Genomic DNA, 26,858 nt, shown 5'->3' on the forward strand with positions numbered 1-26,858 from the left:
TGCTGCGTGCTGCGTGCTGCGTGCCGCGTGCTCTCAGGCGGGAAGCGCGAGCCCGCCGTTGCGACGATGGGGCAGGCCGGCGAGGGCCGCGTCGCGCAGGACCCCCGGCAGCAGGGCCTCCGGAGCATCCTGGAACGTCAGCGGGCGCAGGAACCGACGGATCGCGGATGCGCCGACCGAGGTGTGCAGCGAGGTCGTCGCCGGCCACGGGCCGCCGTGCTGCTGCGACCACGTCACAGCGACGCCCGTCGGCCACCCACCGAACAGAACGCGCCCGGCGCGCTCCTGCAGCAGCTCCAGTGTCTCGGTCGGCTCCTCGCCGGGCTCGGCATGCAGGGTCGCGGTCAGGCTCCCGGGCACGGTGTCGAGCGCCGCGTGCAGATCGGTCTCCGAGTGGTACCTGACGATGAGGGTGACGGGTCCGAAGCACTCCTCGAGAAGAACGTCGGGCCGCTGGGCGACCGCGCGCGCATCCGTGGCCAACGCGACCGGTCGCACGCCGTCGACCTCGATGCCCTGGGCGATGACCGAGACGGACGGGTCGTTCTCGAGGTGGGCGAGTCCCGACGGGAAGGCCTCGGTGATGCGATCGGTGAGCAGCGGCCCGCCCGATGCCGAGGCAACTGCAGCTGCCACGGCATCCTCGAAGCCGGTTCCGCCGGGCACGAAGACGACGCCCGGCTTGGTGCAGAACTGGCCGACTCCGAGCGTGAAGGATCCGACCAGCCCCTGGGCGAGCGACTCGGTGCGAGCGGCGGCAGCGGCTGCGGTGATCACGACCGGGTTGATGCTGCCGAGTTCGCCGTAGAACGGAATCGGGTCGGGGCGGCCCGAGGCGAGGTCGAACAGCGCGCGCCCACCCGACACCGACCCGGTGAATCCGGCGGCACGGATCAGCGGATGCTGCACGAGCGCGTTGCCCGCCTCTCTGCCCGCGACGAGAGCGAGGGATCCTGCGGGGGCGCCCGCCGCCTCGAGCGCCGCGGCGACCAGTTCGGCCGTGCGGACCGACAGACGAGGGTGCCCCGAATGCGCCTTCACGACGACGGGATTGCCGGCCGCCAGCGCCGACGCCGTGTCGCCGCCGGCGACCGAGAACGCGAACGGGAAGTTCGATGCCGAGAAGACGGCGACGGGGCCGAGGGCGGTGAGCATGCGTCGCAGCTCGGGGCGAGGGGGCGTGGACGTCGCGTCGGCGTCGTCGATCGTGAGTTCGAGGTACGAGCCCTCTTCGACGACCGTTGCGAAGAGACGCAGCTGGCCGCTGGTGCGGGCGACCTCGCCCGTGAGGCGGGCCGCACCCAGCCTCGTCTCCTCGTCGGCGATCGCGACGAGCTCTGTGGTGTGGGCATCGAGCGTATCGGCCGCGGCGCGCAGCCAGCCCGCCCGATCAGCCGATGAGGAGCGACGCCAGATCGGGGCTGCGGAAGCGGCGGTGTGGACGATCGCGTCGACGTCTGCGGGGGAGGTGGTCACGAGTGGTCCTTTCCAGCGGAGAGAGAGGAGGTGGCCCCGAGAACCGGGGAGAAGCGGATGCCGAGACCCTGGTGCGCGTTCTCGGTGAGCCAGCCGTCGGAGATAGTCACGGGCGAGGGATCGGCCAGAGCGCCCAGCGCGCCGAACCCGGCATCCTCGACGTCTTCGACGAGCACCTCGGCGGCGGAGTCGGCCAGAGTGAGCGCGAGCTGGCCCGAGAGCTCGGGCAGCAGGTGAGGATGCAGCGCGACGCCGTGCGAGGCGGCGAGCTCGGCGATGCGGAGGAAAGGGGTGATTCCGCCGACCCGCACGATGTTGGGCTGCACGATCTGCGCGGCGCCTGCCCGGAGGAAGTCTTCGAACCGATGCACGGTGTGCAGGTTCTCGCCGACCGCGATCGGCACATCGATGCGACGGGCGAGCTCGGTGTGGCCGGCGAGGTCGTCGGCCCGCAGCGGCTCCTCTATCCAGGCGAGGTCGAAGCGCGACAGCGCATCGATCGACGTCGTCGCTCTATCGAGATCCCAGCGCTGGTTAGCGTCGATCATCAGACCGCGTTCGGGCCCGAGCAGCTCGCGCACGGCGGATACGCGCTCGATGTCCTCCGTGAGATCGGGCTTTCCGACCTTGATCTTCACGGCGTCGAACCCCGCGTCGATCCAGCGCTGCACCTGGGCGAGCAGCTCGTCGAGCGGGTAGTGCAGATTCACGCCCGAGCCGTAGCCGCGCACGCGTTCGCGCCGCCGGCCGATCGAATCCGACACCGAGAGGCCGGCCGATCGAGCCTCGGCATCCCACAGGGCGAGGTCGAGTCCTGCCAGCGCGATCGTCGTGATGCCGCCGCCGCCCGCTTCGTGCAGGTGCTCCCACAGGCCCTGCCAGGCCTCGCCGGGAACGGCGGAGCGGCCCACGGCGGCGAGCGCGATGTCGTGCTCGAGCAACGCATGCACCGCGGGTGCGCCGATCTGCGGGCTCCACGAGAAGCCCCATCCCTCGGCTCCGTCGGAGCGCACGACGTGGGTCGCTATGACACCGACCGAGGTGACGTCGGCAGCCCACGGACGCGTGAGCGGCACTCGCTGCAGACGCGTCGTCAGACTCCGGATGATGGTCACAGCAGTGCGCGTCCTGCCGCGAGGATATCGGCGAGGCGCGCCTCCTGAGCGGGCGTCGGGTCGACGAGCGGGGCGCGGACGGATCCGACCGCGAGACCGGAGAGGCGCAGTCCTGCCTTGATGAGGGAGACGCCGAAACCAGGGGTCTCGTCGCGCAGCTCGACGAGGGGGCGGTAGAAGCCGTCGAGCAGTGCCAGACGGCGAGCCTCATCGCCGTCGGCGTAGGCGCGATAGTAGGCGCTGGCGATGTCGGGCGCCATCGCGAAGGCGGCGGACGAGTAGAGGGGGACGCCGATGCCGCGGTACGCGCCCTGTGTGAGCTCGGCGGTCAGCAGCCCGTTGAAGAAGGCGAAGTCTTCGCGACCCTCCTCGGCGACGGCACGGACGATCACCTGCGTCGCTCCGATGTCGCCGGTGCCGTCCTTGAAGCCCACGACCCTCGGGTTCGCGACGAGCCGACGCACGGTCTCGACCGAGTACTGCGCGCTTCCGCGGTGGTAGATGATCACGGGCAGATCCGCGGCGTCGACGATCTGCTCGACGTATGCCGCGAGGCCCGCCTGCGTGCCGCCGACGAGGTACGGGGGCAGCACGAGCAGACCGTCGGCTCCTGCATCCGCCGCTGCTTTCGCCACCTCGATCGCGTGGCCCAGCGGGCCGCCGGCTCCGGCGATCACCGGCACTCGACCTGCCACCGCGGCGACGGCGGTGCGGGTGACCGCGGCGGCCTCGCTCGCCGACAGCGCATGGAACTCTCCGGTGCCGCAGGCCGGGAAGACCCCGCCGGCGCCGGCCTCGACACCGGTCACGACGTGAGCCGCGAGCAGATCGTGGTCGATCGTGCCGTCGGCGGCGAACGGGGTCACGGGGAAGAACAGGATTCCATCGAAGTCCATGTCGAGCCTTTCAGGAGACGGATGCGGTGGCCTGCGCGGTGGCGAGTTCATCGCGCCAGGTGCGGGTGGGGCGCCAGCCGAGCAGCCGGGCGGCCTTGGCGGAGGAGAAGGCGGGGGTGGTGCCGGTGAGTTCGACAGCCGCGCCCTCGGTGCCGGGGTGGAACTGCGGCAGCAGTTCGCTCAGGGGTCGGCGGGCGAGCGCGTCGTCGGCGCCGACGAAGAACCGTTCGCCGTTCGGGATGTCGTCGAGGGCGGCGACCAGCGCGTCGGCGAAGGCCGCGACGTCGCGGGCATCGACGTAATTGAAGAGCGCCGGCGCCGACAGGGCGGGGTCGTCGAGGCGTTCGAGCACGGTGTGGCCCTGTTGGGTCGGCGCGCCCGCCCACTCATCGGGGGCGATCACGTAGCAGGGGCGGAACGAAGCGAAGCGCACGTCACCCCCGGTCTGCCGCTGCAGCATGTCGATCGTCTGCTCGATCAGCAGCTTCGACAGGGCATAGGCGTTCCACGGTTCGGTGGGCGAGGACTCGTCGAGCGGGAGGCGGTCGGGAGTCCAGCCGCGTGGTGCGCCGTAGCCGATCACCGTCGGGCTCGACGCGGCGACGATGCGGTGGATGCCGGCGCGCACCGCTCCGCCGAGCACCGACTGCGCGAGAGCGGCGTTCGTGCGCAGGATCACGTCCTCGGGCGCGCTGAACGGCACGGCGATCGCCGCGAGATGGATCAGTGCATCGGCCCCCGTGCCTGCGAGCGCCGACGCCGTGGCATCCGCATCGGTCAGATCGAGGGGGAACTGCGTGATCCCGGGGTGTTCGAGGTGTGCGGTGGGCTCGCGGTCGACCGAGACGAGCTCGTGCCCGGCATTCGCGAGCCCCGTCACGAGCGTGCGGCCGAGTCGCCCGGACCCACCGGTGACGACGATCCTCATCGGCGTGCGAGCAGGGCGATGCCTAGCTCGTCGACCTTCACGGGCAGTCCGGTCTCGAGCGAACGGTTGCCGGCGATGCCGACCGCGATGGAGCGGATGCCGTCGGTCCAGTCGGCGGGGCGTGAGAGCGGATCGTCGCCCGGGCCTTCGAACACGTCGGAGAGCAGCAGCTCGTCACCGCCGCCGTGCCCGCCGTCGCCGCCGTCGATCGGCACCTCGTAGGCGGCTTCCCAGTGGCGTTGCACGATCAGCCGTTCACTCTCGGGGCGCAGCGAGGTGCTGCCGTCGCCACCCGAGAGGCTCGGGTCGATGTGCGGGTGCAGCCCTTCACCGGCCAGCACGGCGCCGCGCTCGACGACCTCGAGCTCGACCCGGCCGAGCGTGCCGTTGACCGCGACGCGGTAGCCCTCCCACGGCGAGTGGGCGTTCAGCGAGTACGACATCGTCGCACCCGAGGCGTAGTCGACGACGAGAGCGAGGTTGTCTTCGATCGTGATGCCCTCGCTGAACACGTCGAGGTCGCGCTGGTACCCGTCGTGCTGCTCGGCGTCGAGGTACAGCGCGGTGAGGCGCTCGTCGGTGCGGAGGTCGAGTTCGAAGAGGTCGCCGTCGTCGTGCGTGCCGCGCGCCGGCCGATCGCCGAGGCCGCGGCTCGCGGCGTTGTCCGCCCCGTAGAAGCGCAGTCCGCCCGAGGCGAAGACCCGGGTCGGCTGCGAGCGGATCCACCAGTTGACCAGGTCGAAGTGGTGGCTCGACTTGTGCACGAGCAGCCCGCCGGAGTTCTTCTTCTCGCGGTGCCAACGACGGAAGTAGTCGGCGCCGTGGTTCGTGTCGAGCATCCACGAGAAGTCCACCGAGGTGACCTGCCCGATCGTGCCGTCCTGGATCACCTGACGCAGCGCACTGTTGCGGGGGGAGTAGCGGTAGTTGAACGTCAGCACGACCTGGCGGCCGGTGCGCTCGACGGCGTCTTCGATGCGGGCGGCGCTCGCCGCGTCGATCGTGAGGGGCTTCTCGACGACGACATCGGCGCCCGCCTCGAGCGAACGCACGATGAGCTCGGCGTGCAGATCGTCGCGAGAGCAGATGACGACCCGGTCGATGTGCTCGTCTCGGATCACCTGCTCGAGTTCGTCGGGCGTCGCGAGGCGGGGAGCGGCAGCCCCTGCCTCGGCGATGCGGTCGGCGTAGTGCGCGGCGCGAACGGGGTTCGGTTCGATGATCGCCACGAGTTCTGCGCGGTCGCGATGCGCACCGAGCATCCCCTCGACGTACATCTGGGCGCGGGCGCCTGCGCCGGCAAGAGCATAACGGGTCTTCGTCATCGTGATCCTTCTTGATCTCGAACTCTCAGGAAACGTTTTCTCACCCTAGCACGGGGCAGTTGCCGAGCAAGGAGAGACGGTGCCTCAGACCTTGTGCGGGGCTGAGGTGCTTCCGCGCACGATCAGAGTCGGCGTCAGCGTGAGTGCCGGGGTCGGATCTTGGCCGGTGAGCTGCGCGTGCATCGCGGTCCATGCGGCCGCGCCGATCTCCACCGAGGGCACGGCGGCCGTCGTGAGGGGCGGTGAGGTGTAGGCGGCGAAGGGGATGTCGTCGAAACCCGCGATCGACAGCTCGCCGGGGACCTCGATCCGCCGCACGGTCAGCGCCGAGAGCAACCCCATCGCGACGAGGTCGTTATAGGCGATCACCGCCGTGGCTCCGCTCGCGAGCACCTGATCGGCGACAGCCGTGCCGCTGTCGAAGTCGACACCCGCGGTGATCTCCTCGACCTCGAGCCCAGCGACCCTGGAGACCGCCGCGGCGATCGCATCCTGCCGAGCCCTGTGCGTGACGCTGCGGGTGGCTCCGGCGAGATAGACCAGCCGACGGTGACCCAGAGACGTCAGATGGTCGACGATCTCGCGCATGCCGGAGCCGTAGTCGGCACCGACCACCGGAGCGCTGGTCTGCGGTCCGCGGTTGACGACGACGGCGGGGGAGAGCTCAGGGAGCAGCTGTCGGAGCTCGTCTTCGAACATGCGCGGCGCGCAGAGGACCACGCCGTCCGTGCGCAGTCTGGTCGCTCTGGCGAGGGCGCGCTCCTCGTCGAGATCCTCGCGGGAGTCGGCGACGAGCACGTGGTATCCGTCGGCAGTCGCTGCGCGGCTGAGCCCACGGAGGATCGCCTGGAAGGTCGGGTTCTCGAGATCCGGGATGACGACGGCGACGGTCTGGGTGCGGCCGAGCACGAGACTCCGAGCCACCGGGTTCGCGGTGTATCCGAGCTCTGCGGCGGCCCTCTGCACGCGCTCTGCGAGAGCAGGGTCGACCGTCGGGTTGCCGTTCATCGCCCGCGACACGGTCGACAGCGAGACGCCGGCGAGCTTCGCGACATCGGTGATGCCAGGGCGAGTGGATTCGCGTGCCATCAGCATCCCTCCGTTCCGCGATCGGTCGCGGCTGTCGTCATACTACGAGAAAACGTTCTACAGGGAGGTTCGCGTGGCCGGAGCATCCGATGACCGCATCGAGAAGCAGGATCGCATCACCCGCGTGCGCCACGCGGTCGGCGCTGACGCCATCGTGCTCACGTCGCACGAGGCGGTGTCGTGGTACCTCGAGGGCGTGCGAACGCATGTGTCACTCGCGGGTCCGCCGGTGCTCGCGGTGCGGGCGGAGGCGCATGGAGACGTGCTCTTCATCGCCGACAACGAAGCGGATCGGCTGATCGCCGAGGAGCTGCTGCCGGAGGATGCCGAGCGCGTCGTGCGGGTGCCGTGGTGGATTCCACCGGCCATCGCGGCCGCTGAACGGCCGGGTGCGGCGGAGGCGGCGGTCGCGTCTCAGCTGCGCGCCGCCAGGGCACAGATGATGCCGGCGGAACGCGCGAGATATCGATCGCTGGGGCGTGAGACGGCGGAGACTCTGTCCGATGTGTTCGGTCGAGTCGACCCGGCCCAGACCGAGAGGGCGGTCGCGGCCGTCATCGCCGCTGAGCTCATCGCACGGGGAATCGACCCACTGGTGGTGCTCGTCGCCGGTTCGCGGCGCGGCGGCTTCCGGCATCCGCTTCCGACCTCCGGCGTGCTCGGAGATCGGGCCATGGTCGTGGTGTGCGGTCGCCGCGACGGGCTGATCGCCAACGCCACGAGGTGGATCGGGGCGTCGGTCGACGAGGAGCCGCTGCTCGGCGTCGAGCGGACATTCCTCGACGCGTCGGTGCCCGGTGCGCGGCTCGATGCGGTGTTCGAGGCGGGCATCGCGGCGTACGCGCGCTTCGGCTTCGACGCCGACGAATGGCGGCGGCACCACCAGGGAGGCCCGACGGGCTATGCCGGGCGCGATCCGCGAGCCACGGCATCCACCGTCGATCTGCTGGTCGAGAATCAGGCCTTCGCGTGGAACCCGACCGCGTCGGGGCTCAAGGTCGAAGACACCATGCTGCGCACGGCCGAGGGGTGGGAGGTGCTCACGGTCGACGAGCGCTGGCCCTCGGTCGAGTACGCGGGCCTGCGGCGTCCGGTCGCGAGGGCGTACGGCAGCTGAGGCCGGGCCGCGTCGGGACGGATGGCTGTTCGAATCACGGCCGGCCAACCATCCGGGCGTCAATCAGCAGCCATCCGGGGATCGGTCAGCCAGTCGTGCTGCGACTGCGCGCCGCGGACCTCGATCAGCCGCCGGTCGAGCGACGGACGATCAGCTCGGGCGGGAACACGGTCTGCCGCGGGATGCTCTCGGGGTCGGCCGCCTCTTCGAGCACGATCCGCAGTGCGGTGCGGCCGATCATCCGGCTGGGCTGGCGGATGGAGGACAGAGGCACCGCAGCTGCGGCGGCGAACGGGTTGTCATCGAAGCCGATCAGCGCGATCTCGTCCGGTACGAGCACACGCCCGCCGGACACGAGTGACTGCAGCAGCCCGAGGGCGAGCAGATCGTTGGCGGCGAACAGTGCATCCGGCCATTCGCGCCGAGGGCGGGTGAGTAGGCGGGCGCCCGCGGCGACACCCTCTTCGACGGTCATCGCGGCGGTCGGCACGACCTCGAGTTCGACATGCACTGCCGCATTCTCGGCCGCGGCGCGAGCACCGGCGAGGCGGTCGGTGACCTGCCGCATGTCGAAGGGGCCGCCGACGAAGGCGATGCGCCGTCGTCCGCCCTCGATCAGGTGTTCGACGGCCAGCCGCCCTCCGGCGACGCTGTCGACCGACACCGAAGAGAAGCCGCTGTCTGCACTGAATCGGTCGACGAGCACGGTGGCGATACCGCTCGCGCGGAACTTGCGCAGCTGCGTCATGACATCGCCGTAGGGGGCGATGAGCAGCCCGCGCACCTGCTGCTCGCGGAACAGATCGAGATAGACCTTCTCGCGGGACGGGTCGTCGTCGGTATTGCCATAGAGGATGGCGATGCCGTGGCTCGATGCCTCGTCTTCAGCGCCGCGCACGACATCGTTGTAGAACGGGTTCTGTCCGTCGAGCACCACGAATCCGACGGTCGTGCTCACGCCGGCCCGAAGCTTGCGGGCGGCGTCGTTGCGCACGTAGCCGAGTTCTTCGATCGCCTGCGTGACGCGCTCGACAGAGTCGCTGGAAACCTCGTCCGGGCGGTTGAGGACGTTCGAGACCGTGCCGACGGAGACGCCCGCACGCACGGCGACATCGCGGATGCTGATCGGCATTCGGCTGTCCTCTCGTCGTCGGGCGGATCACGCTTCGGCATCGGGGGTTGACCTGAGGCCTGCATCACATACACTAGCCTGAAACGAGCTTGAATCGATTCAGGTAAGTTCATTCCGATCATCATCCCCCTCAACGGAGAGGAAAGCCAGTGGTAGACGCAGCCTCCGCCCGAAGCGCTCCCCCCACCGCGCTCGAGCTGCATCGGGTCGTGAAGTCCTTCGGCCCCGTCGTCGCACTCCGCTCCGGCAGCCTGACGCTCCGCCCGGGTTCCATCCACGCCCTCATCGGCGAGAACGGCGCGGGCAAGTCGACGATGGTGAAGATCATGGCCGGTCTCTACCGCCGCGACTCGGGGGACTTCCGCCTGCACGGCGAAGACATCGACTTCACCAGCACCGCCCAGTCGAAGGCCGCGGGCATCGCGGTCATCTATCAGGAGCCGACGCTGTTCCCTGATCTCTCGGTGACGGAGAACATCTTCATGGGGCGCCAGCCCACGGGGTTCCTCGGTCGTATCGACCGCAAGGCGATGCGCACCGAGGTCGACCGGATCTTCCGCCGCCTGGGCGTGACGCTCGACCCTGATCGCATCACCGAGGGCCTGTCGATCGCCGACCAGCAGATCATCGAGATCGCCAAGGCGATCTCCCTCGACGCGAGTGTGCTGATCATGGATGAGCCGACGGCTGCACTCAGCGGCGTCGAGGTCGACCGTCTGTTCGCCGTCGCCCGGAGCCTGCGCGACGAGGGCCGCGCGATCCTCTTCATCTCGCACCGCTTCGACGAGGTGTTCGACCTGTGCGACACCGTCACCGTCATGCGCGACGGCGCCTATATCGACACCACAGCCATCGCCGAGACGACGGTCGACGAGCTGGTCCGCCAGATGGTCGGACGCGACGTCACCGAGTTGTTCCCCAAGCAGGAGGCCGTCGTCGGAGAGCCGCTGCTCGAGGTCACGGGACTCACCCGCCCCGGTGTCTTCCACGACATCTCCTTCACCGTGCGCGCGGGCGAGATCGTCGCGCTCGCCGGTCTCGTCGGGGCCGGGCGCTCCGAGGTCGCCCGCGCGGTCTTCGGCGTCGATCCGTACGACGAGGGGGAGGTGCGGATGCTCGGCGCAGGCGTTGCGCGCCGCAGCCCGTCGGCCGCGATGCGCAGCGGACTCGCGCTCGTGCCTGAAGACCGCCGCAAGCAGGGCCTCGTGATCGACGCGGGTGTCGGCGGCAACATCACGCTCGCCATCCGTCGTCGGCTCTCGAAGTGGGGTCTGATCACCAGCGGCATCGAGAACCGGGCGGCGAAGGAATGGGCATCGCGCCTCGAGGTCAAGACGCACGCGCTCGACACCGTGGCATCCACCCTCTCCGGCGGAAACCAGCAGAAGGTCGTGCTGGCCAAGTGGCTGGCCACCGACCCGCGCGTCCTGATCATCGACGAGCCCACCCGAGGCATCGACGTGGGTACGAAGTCCGAGGTGCACCGGCTGCTCTCGCAGCTCGCGGGCGAGGGCCTGGGAATCCTGATGATCTCGTCAGAGCTGCCCGAGGTCCTCGGCATGGCAGACCGGGTGCTGGTCATGCGCGAAGGCCGCATCACCGCTGAGATCTCCCGCGACGACGCCACCAGCGAGAACGTCATGTTCGCTGCCACCCACTCATCGGAGCTGCACGCATGAGCGCCATCACCACGGCACCCGCGCCCGCCGCGGCCAAGAAGTCCTTCGGCGGAGTCGGCCGTGCACGGGAGTTCGGCATCCTCGCCGCGCTCGTGCTCGTCGTGATCGCCGCCACGGTGAAGAACCCCAACTTCCTGTTCAGCGCCGACGGGTGGCGCGACCTGCTGCTCACGCCGTCGATCCTCATGCTCGTCGCCGTCGGCCAGGCGATCGTCATCATCACCCGGAACGTCGATCTCTCGGTCGGTTCGGTGATGGGGCTGACGGCATATCTGACCGGACGCCTGTTCGTCGACGTGCCCGGGATCCCGATCGTTCTCGTCGTGATCGCGGCCGTGCTGCTCGGCGCCTTCCTCGGCCTCGTGAACGGCGCGCTGGTCGCGTTCGCGAAGGTACCGGCGATGGTGATCACCCTCGGCACTCTGTATGCCTACCGCGGCATCAACGTGCTGTGGACCGGCAGTGACCGCATCAACGCCTCCGATATGCCCAAGGACTTCCTCGCGCTCGGCACACAGCAGATCCTCTTCATCCCGGTGCTGTCGATCGTCGCGGTGATCGTGCTCGCCCTCGCGGCCTGGTATCTGCGCAACACCCGCAGTGGCCGTGAGTATTACGCGATCGGATCCGACCCGTCGGCCGCCGAGCTCTACGGACTCAAAGTCACCCGCCGTGTGCTCTCGGCATTCGTGCTCTCTGGCGCGCTCGCCGGACTTGCGGGTGTCTTCTACGCCGCCCGGTACGGGTCGATCAGCTCGCAGGCCGGCAGCGGCTGGGAGCTGGATGCGGTCGGCGCCGCCGTCATCGGCGGCATCGCTATCACCGGTGGAGTCGGCACCGTCTGGGGTGCGGCGATCGGCGCGATGCTCCTGATGACCATCAACCGCGCGCTGCCGATCCTCGGCATCCCCGACTTCTGGCAGCGCGCCGTCGTCGGCGTGCTGATCATCGGGGCCATCGTGCTCGACCGGGTGCTCGCGGTCAGACAGAGACGCCAGCTCATCGAGGCGAGGGACGAATCATGACCACCACCACGACGACGGGGTCGATCCGCGTCATCCGCGACTACGACCGACCGCTCTGGCGGCGCATCTTCGTCAACCGCGAGTTCGCGATCATCGCGCTGCTCGTGTTCGTGACCATCGTCGCGGCGGTGTCGATCCGCGGCTTCGCTCAGCCGATCACCGCGAACTACCTGCTGCTCGATGTGGCGCCGATTCTGCTGATCGCACTGCCGATGACCCTGGTGATGATCACGGGCGAGATCGACCTCTCGGTCGGATCCATGGTCGGACTCGCCAGCGTGGTGACGGGCGTGCTCACCGAGTCGGGTGCCCCATTCGAAGTAGCCGCCCTCGCGGCACTCGTGGTCGGCGTCGTGGGCGGTGCGTTCAACGGCTTCCTGGTGACGACCGTCGGTCTGCCGTCGCTCGCCGTCACGATCGGCACGCTCGCGCTGTTCCGCGGTCTCGCTGTCGGTCTGCTCGGCACCACCGCCGTGACCGACTTCCCCGAGACATGGACAGCACTGGCGAAGGCGAAGATCGCCGGCACGACGATCCCGTACATCGTGATCCCGTTCCTGATCTTTTTGGTGCTCTTCGCGGTGCTGCTGCACTTCACGCCCTTCGGGCGAGGCGTATTCGCGATCGGGTTGTCGAAGGATGCCGCACGGTTCTCCGGAGTGAACGTCGAGCGGACGAAGTTCATCCTGTTCGTGCTCTCAGGTGTCGTCGCCGCCTTCGCCGGAATCTTCTACACGCTGCGCTTCGGCAGTGCTCGAGGCGACAACGCCACCGGGCTCGAGCTGCAGGTGATCGCGGCTGTCGTGCTCGGCGGTGTGTCGGTCTTCGGCGGCAGGGGGCACCTGCACGGTGTCGTCGCCGCGGTGCTGCTCATCGGGGTGCTCGGCAGCAGCCTGCGTCTCGCCGGCGTCACCTCTGACGTCATCAACATCATCACCGGCGGGCTGCTGATCTTCTCGGTCGTCGCGGCCAGCGCCCTGGCCTGGGTGCAGCGCGTGCGAGCGAAGGCCGGTCCACCACTGCGCGTAGCGGCCTCTCCCGCACCATGAGGCAGCCTCTCATCGCCGGCATCCGCCTGCGGTGATCATCACGAAAGGAAGAACAATGATGTTTGCACGTAAGAAGATCGCGGGCTTCGCGGCTGTCGCCGTGGCCGCAGCGCTCGTGCTGACCGGCTGTGCCGACACCAGTGGCGGCTCCGGCGGATCCGGCTCGGGCGAGGGTGGCGGATCCGACAATCTCTCGATCACGTTCCTGCCCAAGAACCTCGGCAACCCGTACTTCGACACCTCGAGCGAGGGCGGCAAGACCGCCGTCGACGAGTTCGGGGGCACGTTCGCCGAGGTCGGACCCGCCGAGGCCACGCCTGACGCCCAGGTCAGCTACATCAACACCGCTACGCAGCAGGCCGTCGGCGCACTGGTCGTCTCGGCCAACGACCCGAAGGCGATCTGCGACGCGCTGAACGAGGCTCGCGACGCAGGCGTCAAGGTCGTCACCTTCGACTCCGACACGAATCCCGAGTGCCGCGACCTCTTCATCAACCAGGCCGACTCCGAGGGCATCGCCAAGGTGCAGGTCGACCTGATCGCCGACCAGATCGGCGGAGCCGGTGAGGTCGCGATCTTGTCGGCATCCGCCAATGCGACCAACCAGAACGCCTGGATCGAGCTGATGAAGGAGTATGTCGCCAGCGAGTACCCGGACATCACGATCGTCGAGACCGTCTACGGCGACGACGACGACCAGACCTCGTTCGACAAGACGGCGGCTCTGCTGCAGAGCCACCCGGATCTGAAGGGCATCATCTCGCCCACCACGGTCGGCATCGCGGCTGCTGCGCGCTACGTCTCGACCTCGGACTACAAGGGCAAGGTCGCGATCACCGGTCTCGGCACGCCGAACCAGATGCGCGAGTACGTCGAAGACGGCACCGTCACCGCCTTCGCATTGTGGAACCCTGCCGACCTCGGCTACCTGGCGGCATTCGCGTCGAAGGCGCTGATCGAGGGCGACATCACCGGTGAAGAGGGCGACACCTTCGAGGCGGGCGAGCTCGGCGAGTACGAGGTCGGCGCCGACGGCGTCGTGCTGCTCGGCGACCCGTTCGAGTTCAACGCAGACAACATCGGCGAGTTCGACTTCTGAGTCGAATCGCCTCGTGAGGGGGCGCCGGGGCTTCGGCTCCGGCGCCCCCTTTCGCGTCTGCCGGGACGGATGGCTGGGGAAAGTACGGATGGATGCCGGAGAAGGGTGGCTTCAGCATCCATCCGGGGATTGGCCAGCCAGGTGTGCGGCGGGGTGCCCGGGGACGGGACCAAAAAGGACAGACGGGAGGGGACCTCGGGGCCGGAGCCGGGACGGATGGCTGGGGAAAGTACGGATGGATGCCGGGGAAGGTGGTTTCAGCATCCATCCGGGGATCGTCCAGCCAGGTGTGCCGTCGGCAGCACGCAGACGGAGACAGGCCGGGGCGGGGGCGGGGACCGGGGTCAGCGCGGGTCGAAGCGCTCGGGCTCGTGGGTCGCGGCGACCAGGGAACGCAGCTCCTCGAGAGACCCGGGCGCGGCGCGGAGGGTGCGCGCCTGCACGAGCACGTTGCCGAGGGCGGTCGCCTCGACGGGGCCCGCGAGCACCGGAAGGCCGGTGCGGTCGGCCGTCGCCTGGCACAGCAGGCGGTTCAGCGAACCTCCGCCGACCAGATGGATGCTGTCGAGCTCGCGCCCGGACAGATCGGATGCCGTCTGCACCGCATCCGCGAACGCGGTCGCGATCGATTCGACGATCGACCGGGCGAATGCCGGCCGTGAAGACGGCGCTTCCGATCCGAACAGTGCCGTGATGCGCGCAGGCATGTCTCCGGGGGCGCTGAGCGTCGGGTCGTTCGCGTCGAAGGTCGGCACCTCGTCGGTGACCGCGGATGCCGCGGCCAGCAGCTCGGGCAGGTCGATCGACGAGCCGTCCTCCGCCTCCCAGGCGCGCACCGTCTCGCTGAGCAACCAGAGTCCCGTCACGTTGTGCAGGAACCGATAGCGCCGGTCGACCCCGAGTTCGTGCGTGAAGTTGGCCTGGCGCGCAGCATCCGTCAGCACAGGCTCGGTCAGCTCGACGCCGACCAGCCCCCACGTGCCGCACGAGATGTACGCGGAGTGCGGAGTCGAGAGGGGAGTGGCGACGACCGCGGATGCCGTGTCATGGGAGCCGACCGCGATGACGGGCAGGTCCTTGCCGATGCGCGCGGTGATCTCAGGACGCAGTGTGCCGATGGTCACGCCAGGGTCGACCAACGGAGGCAGGATGCGCGACGGGATGCCGAGACGATCGGCCAGCTCGGCGTCCCACTCACCGGACTCGACCCCGAGCAGCCCGGTGGTCGAGGCGTTCGTGCGCTCGGCCACAGCCGTTCCGGTGAGCAGGAACGCGATGAGGTCGGGGACCAACAGGGCGGTGTCGGCGTCGGCGAGGCGGGTGTCGACACGGTACTGGTACAGCGTGTTGAACGGCAGGAACTGCAGCCCGTTGCGCTGGTACAGCTCGGCGAAGGGCGCGATCGCGTGCACCTCGTCGACTCCACGCGCGGTGCGCGCGTCGCGATAGTGGAACGGCTCGGCGAGAAGCGCGCCGCCCTCGAGCAGGCCGTAGTCGACCGCCCACGAGTCGATGCCTATGCTCTCGATGCCCGGCTCTCGGCGCACAGCTTCGGCGAGCCCTTCGACGACATGTTCGTACAGAGCCCCGAAGTCCCAGTGCAGGCCGTCTTCACGCTCGACGGGACCGTTCGGGAACCGCGACACCAGTTCGAGGTCGAGCCGGCCGTCGCCGATCCGCCCGATCATGACGCGACCGCTGGTCGCCCCGAGGTCGACGGCGGCGACGGACCGCACCGTCATCGCAGGAACGCCGCGGCGACGCCGGAGTCGACCGGGATGTGCAGACCCGTGGTGCGGCTGAGCTCGGGACCCGTCAGAACGTAGACGGCATCCGCCACGTTCTCGGGGACGACCTCGCGCTTGAGGATCGTGCGGTTGGCATAGAACTGGCCGAGGTCCTCTTCGGCCACGCCGTAGGTGGCTGCGCGGTTCGCGCCCCAGCCCGAGGCGAAGATGCCCGAACCGCGTACGACGCCATCGGGGTTGATGCCGTTGACGCGGATGCCGAACTCGCCGAGCTCGACCGCCAGAAGTCGCACCTGGTGCGCTTGGTCGGCCTTGGTCGCCGAGTACGCGATGTTGTTCGGCCCCGCGAAGACGGAGTTCTTGGAGGAGATGTAGATGATGTCGCCGCCGAGCTTCTGGTCGATCAGCACTCGGGCCGCGGCCTTCGACACGAGGAACGAGCCCTTGGCCATGACGTCGTGCTGCAGGTCCCAGTCCTTCTCGGTGGTCTCGAGCAGGGGCTTCGACAGCGAGAGCCCGGCGTTGTTGACGACGAGGTCGACGCCTCCGAACGCGAGCACGGCGTCGTTCAGAGCGGCCTGGATCGCATCCGCATCTGCGACGTTCGCCGCGACGCCGATCGCAACGTCGGTGCCTCCGAGCTCGGCCGCGGCGGCCTGCGCCTTCTCGAGATCGAGGTCGGCGATGACGACGCAGGCGCCCTCGGCGGCGAGACGGGTGGCGATGGCCTTGCCGATGCCGGATGCCGCGCCGGTCACGAACGCGATGCGACCCTGGTGCGACTTCGGCTTCGGCATCCGCTGCAGCTTCGCCTCCTCGAGCGCCCAGTACTCGATGGCGAACTTCTCGGCGTCGGAGATGGGGGAGTAGGTCGACAGCGCCTCAGCGCCGCGCATCACGTTGATCGCGTTGACGTAGAACTCGCCGGCGACGCGGGCGGTCTGCTTGTTCGCGCCGTACGAGAACATGCCGATGCCGGGCACGAGCACGATGAGCGGGTCGGCGCCGCGGATCGCGGGCGACGCGGGCGCCTGCGCTGAGCCTGTCGAAGCGTGGGCGTCGTAGTAGGCCTGATAGTCGGCGCGATACTCGGTGTGCAGCTCGTGCAGGCGGGCGATCTGCTCATCGGCCGATGCCGTGACGGGCAGGTCGAGGATCAGCGGCTTGACCTTGGTGCGCAGGAAGTGGTCGGGGCAGCTGGTGCCGAGGGCGGCGAGCTCGGGGGCGCGGTCTGAGGCGAGGAAGTCGAGCACGACGTCGGAGTCGGTGAAGTGGCCGACCATCGGCTTGTCGGTCGACGCGATGCCGCGGATGGTGCCGGCGAGAGCTGCGGCGCGCTCGCGGCGCTCGGCCTCGGGCAGCGCCTCGAAGCCGGAGCGCACGCCACCGAACGGGTCGGACTTGCCGTTCGCCTCGATGTAGGCGGCGGCGGTGTCGATGATCCAGAGCGAGTTGGCCTCGGCCTCCTCCGACGTGTCACCCCACGCGGTGATGCCGTGGCCGCCGAGGATGGTACCGATCGCCTGTGGGTTCTTCGCCTTGATCGCGGCGATGTCGAGTCCGAGCTGGAAGCCGGGGCGGCGCCACGGGACCCAGACGACCTTGTCGCCGAAGATCTTCGTGGTCAGCGCTTCGCCGTCGGCGGCGGTCGCGATCGCGATGCCGGAGTCGGGGTGCAGGTGGTCGACGTGTGCGGCGTCGACGAGTCCGTGCATCGCGGTGTCGATCGACGGGGCGGCTCCGCCCTTGCCGTGCAGGCAGTAGTCGAACGCGGCGACCATCTCGTCTTCACGGTCGAGGCCGGGGTAGACGTCGACGAGAGCGCGCATGCGGTCGAGACGCAGCACGGCGAGCCCCTGCTCCTGCAGCGTGCCCAGGTCGCCGCCCGACCCCTTGACCCACATCAGCTCGACCGGCTGCCCGGTGACCGGATCGGTCTCGGTGCCCTTCGCCGACGTGTTGCCGCCCGCGTAGTTGGTGTTCTTGGGGTCGGCGCCCAGGCGGTTCGACCGCTCGATGAGGGCGGCGGCGGTGGGGTTGGTCATGGCTGTTCCTTGTTCTCGGGAGACGTGGCGAGGATGCGGCGGGCGAAGCGATCGATGGATGCTGTCGCCGCCGCGTGTTCCGGACGGTTGAGGTGGCCGTGGCGCGTGCCAGGCTCGGTGGAGATGTCGAGGTCGATGCCGGCGTCGCGCAGCGTGGCCCCGAACGCCTCCCCGGAGACGCGCAGCTCGTCGATCTCGTCATTGATCATGATCGTGGCGGGGAAGTGCGAGAGCTGAGCGGGGGATGCTGTGCCGGGCACGGCGTAGACGTCCCCGCCCTCGGCGGGCCCGCCCAGGTAGTTCTCGTACATGACTCGCACGGGATCGGGTCCGAACGTGTCGGCCTCCGGATCGGCATCGAGCGCTGAGCGCAGGGCGGCATCAGGCTCACCCTGGACGGCATGCAGCGTCGGATAGGCGAGCACCGCGAGAGCGGGAACGGGCCCTGCGCCATGGCTCAGCCGCAGGGCTGCGCCGGTCGCGAGGTTGCCGCCTGCGCTCGCTCCGCCGATCGACCAGGGGCCGTGGGCGAGGCCGGAGTCGACAGCCCAGCGGAACGCGGCTTCGACCTCGTCGGAGGCGACGGGGTAGTGCACGCCGTCTCGCTCGGGAGCTCCGGATGCCGCGGACCACGCGCGTGGGAACGGAGCGAGGGCGTAGTCGACAGACACGACGACGATGCCCCGGTCGGCGAGGCTCCGTGCGACCCAGTCTGCCTCGGGCATGTCGATCTCGCCCGCGGCGAAACCGCCGCCGTGCACCCAGACGAGGCCGGGGCCCGCGGGGTTCTCCGGCTCGTACACACGCACGCGCAACGGGCCGTGCGGCCCGTCGAGCACCTGGTCTCTCACAGCATCCGTCCTTCTGTCAGTGGGGCGTCGGGATGCGGGGATCGGCTCCCGCATCCCGACGGGTCTCATGGGGTCAGCGGTCGAGGCTACGCGCCCCAGCCGGCCTGCACGCCGCCGACGCGGTCGGCGGCGATCTTCTGCTGGTAGCCCGACTCGGCGTAGGCCTTCATCGGATCGGCGGCGAGCCCGCGCGACTCGCGCCACTCGGCGAGGGCCGGGCGCACGTCGGTGTAGAACGCATCCATGAAGACGGCGTTCGCGGCGAGAACGTCGCCGGACTTCTGCGCCGCGGTCAGCGCATCGCGGTCGACGATCAGCGCGCGGGCCGTCATCTCCTGCACGTTGAGCACCGAGCGGATCTGGCCGGGGATCTTGTCTTCGACGTTGTGGCACTGGTCGAGCATGAACGCCACCTCGGGGTTGTTCAGGCCGCCGCCGCGCACGACCTCGAACAGGATGCGGAACAGCTGGAACGGGTCTGCCGCACCGACGATCAGGTCGTCGTCGGCGTAGAAGCGCGAGTTGAAGTCGAACGAGCCGAGCTTGCCGAGGCGCAGCAGCTGCATGACGATGAACTCGATGTTGGTGCCGGGGGCGTGGTGGCCGGTGTCGAGACACACCATGGCCTTCTCGCCGAGAGAGCTGACCTGCGCGTATGACGTGCCCCAGTCGGGAACATCGGTGTGGTAAAACGCCGGTTCGAAGAACTTGTACTCCAGCACGAGGCGCTGGTCGTCGCCCAGGCGCGCGTAGATCTGCTGCAGCGACTCCTGCAGGCGGTCCTGGCGGCCGCGGAGGTCAGCCTGGCCGGGGTAGTTCGAGCCCTCGGCGAGCCAGATCTTCAGGTCGCGGCTGCCCGTGGCATCCATGACGTCGATGCAGGAGAGGTGGTGATCGATCGCCTTCTGGCGGATCGTCGGGTCCTCATGGGTCAGGGCGCCGAACTTGTAGTCGTCGTCCTGGAAGGTGTTGGAGTTGACGGTGCCGAGGGTCACGCCGAGGTCTTCGGCGTGCTTGCGCAGATCCGAGAACGAGTCGACGAGGTCCCACGGAATGTGCAGGGCGACCGAGGGAGCGAGCGCGGTGTAGGCGTTGACCTGCGCGGCATCCGCGATCTTCTCCCACGGGTCACGGGGCGTGCCCGGCGTGCCGAACACCTTGAAACGGGTGCCGGAGTTGCCGAACGCCCAACTGGGGAGCTCGATGCCCTGCTGCTCGAGAGCGGCGAGGTTGTCGGACGAGAGGATGCTCATGAGGCGCTGCCTTCGGTGTCGTTGCGGTTGTCGATGTCGTCGGTGTCTGATGCGAGAGAGCCGCCGGACCCGGCGAGCTGGTCTTCGAGGTGGAACACCTCGGTGAGTGCGGTGGCGGCCTGGTCCGGGCGCCCGTCGAGATCGATGAAGAAGCGGCCCATCTCGGCCTCCCAGCGCGCGGCGACGGCGGATGCGGCGAGGTAGGCCTGTGCCGCGGCGTCATCGTCGGTCTCGTAGTACCCGACGAGCGTGCCGCCCTCGGCCAGGAACAGTGAGTAGTTGCGGCGGCCGGCGGCAGCGATCTCGGCCAGCATCTCGGGCCAGACGGGCGAGTGGCGGGCGAGATATTCGTCGAGCAGTTCAGGGCGCACCTGCAACTGGAACGCGACGCGGGTCATGATCGGTCTCTCTTCATCGAGCGGCTTTGAATCGTTTCATTCAACGCTGTCCACATTAGCATGGCCGGTCGCTCTGTCAAGCGACCGGCCATGCCTCGGATGGATCGGCTGATCACCTCACGACCACGGTCACGTTCCTCGAAGCCGTGGTGCCGGCAGCGTTCGAGAACTCGGCGACGTAGGCGTAGGTGCCTGGGGCGCGCCCGGTGACCGCCGTCTTGGCGTGCTGCGCCGAGGGTGAGGCGGCCACCAGCGTCTGAGTGTCGATCAGAACGCCGTTCTCGTACAGCCGGTATTCGGTGCCGTTCGTGCCCCACCAGAGGTCGGTGGTCACGGAATAGCTGCCGTCTCGATCCCAGTTGTCGTGGCTGACCACGGGCACCCCGGGTGCGGCATCCTTCACCTTCACCGTGACGGATGTCGTGGCCGTCGTGCCCTTCGCGTTGACCAGTTCGCCCGTGTAGACGTACGTGCCGTCGGTGCGGCCGCTCACGGAGACCGTGGTGAGCTGGGATTTCGGCGAGTCGGCATCGAGCAGCTTGGTCGCGATGAGCGTGCCGTTCTCGTAGAGCCGGAACACCGAGCCGTTCGCGCCGTGCCAGAGGTTCATCGACACCGTGAACTCACCGTCGTGCAGACCGGTGTCCCACCCCGAGTCCGTCGACAGCGTGCCGCGGGCGGGCTTCGCCGCGGGCCGCTCGTCGTCGTAGACCAGGATCTGCGCCTCCGCACGGGTGACGAGGCCGTCGTGGTTGACCGCGTTGACGGTCACGGTGTGGGGGCCAACGAGATCGGCCAGATCGATCGTCTGGCCGGGCGCCACCGGTTCTCCGTCGAAGGTGATGTCGAGAGTGCGCACCCCCGACTCGGGATCGGCAGCCGTCACGTCCACCGTGAAGGTCGACGTGCTCGGGAACAGGGCGCCGTCTGCAGGCATCCCCGACACGACAGGAGCCGTCTGATCGACCGCACCCGAGGGGTCGCCCGTCACCGCGATGTGCGGTGCCGGCGGCTGCTCCATGCCGTCGCCGAGGAAGAAGCTCGTGTGCGGCGGCTGGTTGTATCCGGTGTTCTGCCACGCGACCGAGAGCCGGTACACCGAGTCGTGCATGAGGGTCCGCAGGCGCAGGTCCGTGTCGTCGGTGGTGGAGTAGACCCGCAGCTCGGTCGAGTCGTCGGAGCGCCAGGCGATCTCCTCGCGCCAGTCGCCGAACAGATCAGCCTGCAGGTTCGGCGTCCCCTTGGTGCTGTTGTTGGAGAGTGCGCCCTCCGCCTTCAGGATCACGTCGCTGGACTCGGTCTCCCAGTTCCACTTCGACACCGTCGGCACGCCCGTGGACGTCTCGGCGTTCCAGTCGTGGTCGACGATCTCCCGCAGCGGGTCTCCGTCGAACCAGGCGAGGAAGTTCGCCGCAGGAATGCGCTCGCCGATGAGCTCGCCCGTGGATGATCTCAGCTGGCCGACGGGGGAGTTCCACGCGGCGTCTCCGCCGATCGCCCATCCCTCGGCGCCCTCATGCCGGGGGTCGATGTCGCCGGATGCGGCACGACCGGTGTCCTTGGCAGCGGGGATGGACCAGAGAACCGCGCCCGTGCGGGCGTCGCGCATCGTCGCACCGACACTGCCCGAGGCGTTCATGTCCTCGTGCGCCGCGAACACCTCGAGGCCGGGGTTCGAGGGCACGAGGTCCGAGACGTGGATCGCGTCTCCGTGCCCGAGCTCGGTCGAGTAGAGCAGAGAGCCGTCGTCATCGACCGTGGCTGAGCCGAAGACGATCTCGTCCTTCTGGTCGCCGTCGACATCGGCCACAGACATACTGTGGTTGCCCTCGCCGTAGAAGCCCTCACTGCCCGCGTCGTTCGAGTCGAGCACCCATCGCTGCGTCAGCGTCGAGCCGTCGAAGTCGTACGCCGCCATCACGGCACGGGTGTAGTACCCGCGGCTGAAGATCGCGCTGGGGTGCTCGCCGTCGAGATACGCGGTCGCCGCCAGGAACCGGTCGACCCGGTTGCCGTACGTGTCGCCCCACGAGCCGACGTCGCCTCGGGCCGGCACGTAGTCCACGGTGTCGACCGCGGCCCCCGTGAGTCCGTTGAAGACGCTGAGGTACTCGGGTCCGGTGAGCACGTACCCCGTGCTGTTGCGGTGGTCGGCGCTGGCGTTGCCGATGGGCTGCCCCACGCCGTCGACCGTGCCGTCGGCGGTCTTCATGATCACCTCGGCGCGGCCGTCGCCGTCATAGTCGAACACTTGGAACTGCGTGTAGTGCGCGCCCGCCCGGATGTTCACTCCCAGGTCGATGCGCCACAGGCGGGTGCCGTCGAGACGGTAGGCATCGAGGTACACGTTGCCCGTATAGCCCGACTGCGAGTTGTCCTTCGAGTTCGAGGGGTCCCACTTGACGAGGATCTCGTACTGCCCGTCGCCGTCGAGATCTCCGACGCTCGCGTCGTTGGCGCGGTACGAGTACGGCTGTCCGTCCTTCGTGTACGCGTCGGCGGGCTTGTCGAGAGGGATCGAGAGGTGGTCTCCGCTCTGCACTCCGAACTCGTCGGTCACCGTGGCCTCGCGATCCTCGAGGAGGCTCGTGACGAAGTACGTCGAGCCGCCCGAACCGTCGGCGTCGAGGAGGTTGGTCGAGTCGCTGATCGGCTCATCCGTGATGCGCGTGCCGTCACGATAGACGTGGAAGGCGATCGCGTCCGGGTCGGTGCCGAGCATGCGCCAGCTGACCAGCACGCCGTCGTCGGTCTGCACGGCTGCCGGCGCGCGGTCGAGATACTCGGCCTGCCGCTGCAGCACGGTGGCAGCCTCCGTGCTCAGCTGCGCAGAGTCGGGCCCCGCACCGCCGGCGTTCACTGCGACAGCGGTGTAGTGGTACGGGATCGTCGTCAGCACCGCTGTGTCGACGAAACGGTTCGTGGTGGCGAAGCCGGCGAGTTCACCGCGCTCACCCTCGATCTCGGAGCGGAAGACCATCGTGTAGACGGCGGTGCTCGGTTGCGCCCACGAGATCTCGACCGCGCGCTTCTCGAGCCGGTCGACCGCGAGTGCGGTCGGTGCCGACGGCGCATCGACGCCCGGGTCGACCAGAGACACGTCGACGGGTGTCGAGGGCACCGATTCGAGTCCGGTCTGGTCGACCGCGGTCACGTGATACGTGTAGTCCAGCCCCAGGCGGGCCGTCGTGTCCGTGAAAGACGCGGTGGTGGCATCGCCGACCAGTGCCGACGACTTCTCGAACGCCGAGGTCCGGTACACCTTCCAGGTCATCCCCGGCTCGGCGGTCCAGGCGAGGGAGACGGTCGGCGCAGCGGGATCCGCGTTCACGTCGGTCACCTCGAGGCCGGCCGGTCCGAGCAGGATCGGCGTCACCTCGATGCCGTTGAGGCGGGTTCCGGCCGCTGCACCGTGCGCTCGCACGGTGAGCTGATCGTCGGTGACGAGCACCGGGCCGCGCACCGACGCGTTGACCGAGCCCGAGCCGGCATTGCCCGATCCGAGCGCCTTGCCCTCGATGTCGAAGTTGGTCCGGGTCGAGCCGATCCAGTCGCCGGAATACGTCTTGACCGAGTAGGTGCCGTTCGGAACGTCCAGCAGGAACTCGCTCGAGTCGCCGGGCAGCACGAAGTCGCGCTCGAGGTCGCTCGCGCCGCCGGCGGTTCCGCGGTCGCGCCCGGCGTTCGCCGCCAGAGGAGACGCGAAGCCGAAACCCGCGTCGGACGTGTACGCGTCGTCCGGGTTCACCTCGGTGTAGCCCGGCATGATCGCGCCGCCGGTGAGCTGGAAGTCGAACTTCCACTTCGCCTGCTTGGTCGAGAAGGCGACAGTGTTCGACGCCTTCGAGGCGCCCCGGCCGTTCACCGCGAACACGCGGTAGCGGTACCCCGTGCCCTCGGCGAGACCCTGCACGATGGCGCTCGTCTGCGTGGTCGTGGTCACCAGCGACCAGACCTGCTCGGGGTCGGCGGTGGCCTGGCGTTCGATGCGATAGATGTCAGCGCCCGAAGACGCGTCCCACTGCAGCACGGCGCCGGCATTCGAGATGGAGCCGGCCACGAGATCCGCCGGCGCGGCAGGCACCGCGGCGGGCGGCTCGACGTCGACGACCTTCGATGCGAGGGGGTCGTCGAGAGCGGCGACGTCCTGGGCGATGAGGCGAGCCATCTGGATCGCGCCGTAGTCCTGGAAGTGCGTGTCGTCCTGGGTGCCGGACGGGCGCCCGGGGAAGATGCCCGGATCGACCCAGAGGAACACCGACTTCGCGGCTTCCGGGCCGATCTCGTCGAGATAGGCGCGGCTCGATGCCGACAGGTCGACGAGCGGTACGCCCTCCTCCTGCGCGAGTTCGATCATCTTCGCCACGTACTCGGGGAAGCTCACGTTGGCCGCACCCGTCGTGGCGTCGAAGCTGCGGCGCGAGACGGGGGTGACGAGCACGGGGGTCGCACCGCGCTGGCGCGCCCCCTGCACGTAGCTGCGCAGATACTCCTTGTAGTCGGCGGGAGACGCGTAGCGGTCATCGACACCCTGCGTCGCATCGTTGTGGCCGAACTGCACGAACAGGTAGTCGCCGGGCCGGATTCCCCGCAGCACCTCGTCGAGACGGCCCTGCGTGATGAAGTTCTTCGAGGATCGTCCACCGATCGCGTGGTTCGCGAACGCGATGTCATCGGCGAAGAACCGGTCGATCATCTGTCCCCACCCCGCCTGCGGTGCGAAGGTGTCGGTGTATGTCTGGACGGTCGAGTCGCCGGCGAGGTAGACGGTCGGCAGGGCTCCGGGTGCCCGGGTCGTCTGGCGCGTGATGGTCAACGCGTCGAGTGCCGCCGCCGAACCGCCGACCTGCAGGGTCAGGCGCCCGTCGATGAGGGCGATCGGGAAGGCCATCTCGAGGTACTCTCCGGTGGGCTTCGCCGTCGTCTGCACCTTGGCGATGCCCTCGGCGGTGATCGCGATCTCGCTCGCGGCAGTGCGGTCGCCCGCGATCACGTTCACGATGTAGTCGCCCGCGCCGAGCTGCACCTCGAAGGTGCCGCCGTGCGCCACGACATGGTCTCCCCGCAGCGGGTCGTCGCCGCCACGGTCGACGTCGGGCTCTGGGGAGGCCGGAGCCGTCGTGAAGCCGTAGCCCCACTCATCGGAGAATCCGACAGCAGACGTCACACCGACGGCGCCGTCGGCGAGGGTGCCGGGGCCGAAGTCGAAGACGATCCGGTCGCCGGTCGGCAGGGGAGCGGGCGCTGAGTAGACCGCGGATTCGACGGCGACGGATGCATCGGACGCGCCCGCCGCGTTGCGCGCGGTCACCCGGTACGACCACTTCTGCGACGTATCGATCGTGTCGGTGAACGCAGGTGCGGTCACTGTGGCGACGGCGGAGAAGAGCTCATCGGCGCCCGCACGCTCGACGATGTATTCGTCGGCGTTCGGCGTCGCGGTCCAGGTCAGTGAGACGGCATCCTTCGTCACCTGCGCGACCGCGAGTCCGTCCGGAGTCGCCGGAGTGGCGAGGGCCGGGATCGCGCCACTGCGCACCTCGTCGGTGCGAGCCGACACGTGACCGTAGGAGTCGACGGCCTCGACCGCATAGGCGAATGAGTCGCCCTCGGCGACGTCGGTGTCGGAGAACGTCGTCGTCTCGACCTCGGAGATCTGACCGAACTCGCCGACCGCCTCGCCATCGACGTCGGCTCGCAGCACCCGGTAGGCCGCGGCGCCGTCCGAGGGTGCCCAGGAGAGATCGACCGTGTTCCAGGCGACCTTCGCGATCGCGAGATCAGCGGGAACCGCCGGCACGACAGGCGTGACGATCAGGCCGTTGACATAGGCCCCGAGACCGCTCCCTGTGAAGCCCACGGTCAGCTGCCCGTCTTCGACCTTCGTGCGGAACGTCTCGGTGGTGGAGCCGCCTTTGGGCGACAGCAATCGCGTCTGCGCGGCCCCCTCGAGCGTCAGCGTCGCGTTGGTGCTCGACGCCGTCGTCAGCGCATCGCCGATCGTCACGGTCACGTCGTACTCGCCGGCAGGCACGCTGTCGAGCAGGAATCCCCACGAGGTGCCGGCGACGAAGTCCTCGGCGACCGGATCCGCCGGCGTGCGGTTGCCGGTGCGGTCACGGTCGAACAGTGCGACACCGTCGGGAACCGTCACCCCCCACCCTGACTCGGCGGTGTAGAGCGAGGTCGTGAGCACCGGCTCGTATCCCTCGGCGACAGGGCTCGTCGCCGTGCCGAAGTCGAATCGCCAGGCGCCGTCCGCGGCCGGTTCGAGCGCGGCGGCCGCCGGAACGGCGGTCATGGTCGCTCCGATCACGGCGGCGATCGTGGTGGCGGCGAACCCGGCGCGCAGGCGCGAGAACGGTCGGGAAATTCGTGCAGAACGGGTGGAATGCTCCACGGTTCCTCCTTGGACATCACTGGCAAAGGGGTACGACTGAGAGACCCGCGTCGGTGCGGATATCAAAAGGGGGAGTCGAGACGAGAATGATCACTGCGTCTCGACCGATTGATGGATCCGGGGCCCTCGGAAAACGCATTCCCAAGGGTTTGGCACGATCCTTGCACGGCGTCGGACGCCGTGGCAAGAACTTTCTTGAGACGTTTCAGACAGGTGGTGCGCTACCGTGGCGC

Annotated in this window: 18 protein-coding genes; 5 read left to right on the plus strand and 13 right to left on the minus strand. The window is 68.9% G+C overall.

Features of this window, described 5'->3' with window-relative positions; translation table 11 throughout:
* Positions 1–33: 33 nt before the first annotated feature.
* The 6 genes from ACIOU8_RS11415 to ACIOU8_RS11440 form a co-directional block, all read right to left on the minus strand.
* The gene (locus tag ACIOU8_RS11415) at positions 34–1,476 is read right to left on the minus strand and encodes an aldehyde dehydrogenase (NADP(+)) (protein WP_400789348.1); all 1,443 of its coding nucleotides are present in this window, start codon (positions 1,474–1,476) and stop codon (positions 34–36) included.
* Positions 1,473–2,591 carry a mandelate racemase/muconate lactonizing enzyme family protein gene (locus ACIOU8_RS11420; RefSeq protein ID WP_400789351.1) on the minus strand — a complete coding sequence of 373 codons (1,119 nt, stop codon included), beginning with the start codon at positions 2,589–2,591 and terminating at the stop codon, positions 1,473–1,475. Before ACIOU8_RS11420 ends, ACIOU8_RS11415 begins: the two co-directional genes overlap by 4 nt.
* Entirely contained in the window at positions 2,588–3,487 is a 900-nt protein-coding gene (locus tag ACIOU8_RS11425) for a 5-dehydro-4-deoxyglucarate dehydratase (protein WP_400789354.1), read from the minus strand. Before ACIOU8_RS11425 ends, ACIOU8_RS11420 begins: the two co-directional genes overlap by 4 nt.
* 10 nt (positions 3,488–3,497) lie before the next feature.
* On the minus strand, positions 3,498–4,415 hold the full coding sequence (locus ACIOU8_RS11430) for an NAD-dependent epimerase/dehydratase family protein (protein WP_400789356.1): 918 nt from the start codon (positions 4,413–4,415) through the stop codon (positions 3,498–3,500).
* Positions 4,412–5,740: a Gfo/Idh/MocA family protein gene (locus ACIOU8_RS11435; protein ID WP_400789358.1), complete on the minus strand. Its 1,329-nt coding sequence runs from the start codon at positions 5,738–5,740 to the stop codon at positions 4,412–4,414. The genes ACIOU8_RS11430 and ACIOU8_RS11435 overlap by 4 nt, the downstream gene beginning before the upstream one ends.
* An 84-nt stretch (positions 5,741–5,824) precedes the next feature.
* Complete coding sequence (locus ACIOU8_RS11440; protein ID WP_400789360.1) at positions 5,825–6,829, minus strand: LacI family DNA-binding transcriptional regulator; 1,005 nt, start codon at positions 6,827–6,829, stop codon at positions 5,825–5,827.
* 73 nt (positions 6,830–6,902) lie between these two features.
* Here ACIOU8_RS11440 and ACIOU8_RS11445 point away from each other — a divergent pair, with 73 nt between their 5' ends.
* A complete protein-coding gene (locus ACIOU8_RS11445; RefSeq protein ID WP_400789362.1) occupies positions 6,903–7,946 on the plus strand; it encodes a M24 family metallopeptidase in 1,044 nt (347 codons plus the stop codon).
* 124 nt (positions 7,947–8,070) lie between these two features.
* On the opposite strand, the gene ACIOU8_RS11450 is transcribed toward ACIOU8_RS11445, so the two are convergent.
* The gene (locus ACIOU8_RS11450; RefSeq protein WP_140036134.1) at positions 8,071–9,078 is read right to left on the minus strand and encodes a LacI family DNA-binding transcriptional regulator; all 1,008 of its coding nucleotides are present in this window, start codon (positions 9,076–9,078) and stop codon (positions 8,071–8,073) included.
* 149 nt (positions 9,079–9,227) lie between these two features.
* On the opposite strand from ACIOU8_RS11450, the gene ACIOU8_RS11455 reads away from it, so the two are divergent.
* Genes ACIOU8_RS11455 through rhaS form a run of 4 tightly spaced genes read left to right on the plus strand, consistent with a single transcriptional unit; the run spans position 9,228 to position 13,930 of the window.
* Positions 9,228–10,757, plus strand: a complete 1,530-nt coding sequence (locus ACIOU8_RS11455; RefSeq protein ID WP_400789365.1) for a sugar ABC transporter ATP-binding protein — start codon at positions 9,228–9,230, stop codon at positions 10,755–10,757.
* The gene (locus ACIOU8_RS11460) at positions 10,754–11,782 is read left to right on the plus strand and encodes an ABC transporter permease (RefSeq protein ID WP_140036136.1); all 1,029 of its coding nucleotides are present in this window, start codon (positions 10,754–10,756) and stop codon (positions 11,780–11,782) included. The genes ACIOU8_RS11455 and ACIOU8_RS11460 overlap by 4 nt, the downstream gene beginning before the upstream one ends.
* Positions 11,779–12,831, plus strand: coding sequence for an ABC transporter permease (locus ACIOU8_RS11465; RefSeq protein WP_400789368.1), 1,053 nt, complete (start codon positions 11,779–11,781; stop codon positions 12,829–12,831). Before ACIOU8_RS11460 ends, ACIOU8_RS11465 begins: the two co-directional genes overlap by 4 nt.
* A 55-nt stretch (positions 12,832–12,886) precedes the next feature.
* Positions 12,887–13,930, plus strand: a complete 1,044-nt coding sequence (gene rhaS / locus ACIOU8_RS11470) for a rhamnose ABC transporter substrate-binding protein (protein WP_400789371.1) — start codon at positions 12,887–12,889, stop codon at positions 13,928–13,930.
* Between the two features lie 344 nt (positions 13,931–14,274).
* On the opposite strand, the gene ACIOU8_RS11475 is transcribed toward rhaS, so the two are convergent.
* The 6 genes from ACIOU8_RS11475 to ACIOU8_RS11500 form a co-directional block, all read right to left on the minus strand.
* Positions 14,275–15,672: a rhamnulokinase family protein gene (locus ACIOU8_RS11475; RefSeq protein WP_400789373.1), complete on the minus strand. Its 1,398-nt coding sequence runs from the start codon at positions 15,670–15,672 to the stop codon at positions 14,275–14,277.
* Entirely contained in the window at positions 15,669–17,723 is a 2,055-nt protein-coding gene (locus tag ACIOU8_RS11480) for a bifunctional aldolase/short-chain dehydrogenase (RefSeq protein WP_400789376.1), read from the minus strand. Before ACIOU8_RS11480 ends, ACIOU8_RS11475 begins: the two co-directional genes overlap by 4 nt.
* Complete coding sequence (locus tag ACIOU8_RS11485) at positions 17,720–18,574, minus strand: alpha/beta hydrolase (RefSeq protein ID WP_400789378.1); 855 nt, start codon at positions 18,572–18,574, stop codon at positions 17,720–17,722. The genes ACIOU8_RS11480 and ACIOU8_RS11485 overlap by 4 nt, the downstream gene beginning before the upstream one ends.
* 86 nt (positions 18,575–18,660) lie before the next feature.
* Positions 18,661–19,827, minus strand: coding sequence for an L-rhamnose isomerase (rhaI, locus tag ACIOU8_RS11490; RefSeq protein WP_400789380.1), 1,167 nt, complete (start codon positions 19,825–19,827; stop codon positions 18,661–18,663).
* Positions 19,824–20,225 carry an L-rhamnose mutarotase gene (locus tag ACIOU8_RS11495; protein ID WP_400789382.1) on the minus strand — a complete coding sequence of 134 codons (402 nt, stop codon included), beginning with the start codon at positions 20,223–20,225 and terminating at the stop codon, positions 19,824–19,826. Before ACIOU8_RS11495 ends, rhaI begins: the two co-directional genes overlap by 4 nt.
* 112 nt (positions 20,226–20,337) lie before the next feature.
* Complete coding sequence (locus ACIOU8_RS11500) at positions 20,338–26,625, minus strand: fibronectin type III domain-containing protein (RefSeq protein WP_400789385.1); 6,288 nt, start codon at positions 26,623–26,625, stop codon at positions 20,338–20,340.
* Positions 26,626–26,858 lie beyond the last annotated feature (233 nt).

This window comes from Microbacterium sp. NPDC087589 (assembly GCF_044743635.1).
GTDB lineage: Bacteria > Actinomycetota > Actinomycetes > Actinomycetales > Microbacteriaceae > Microbacterium.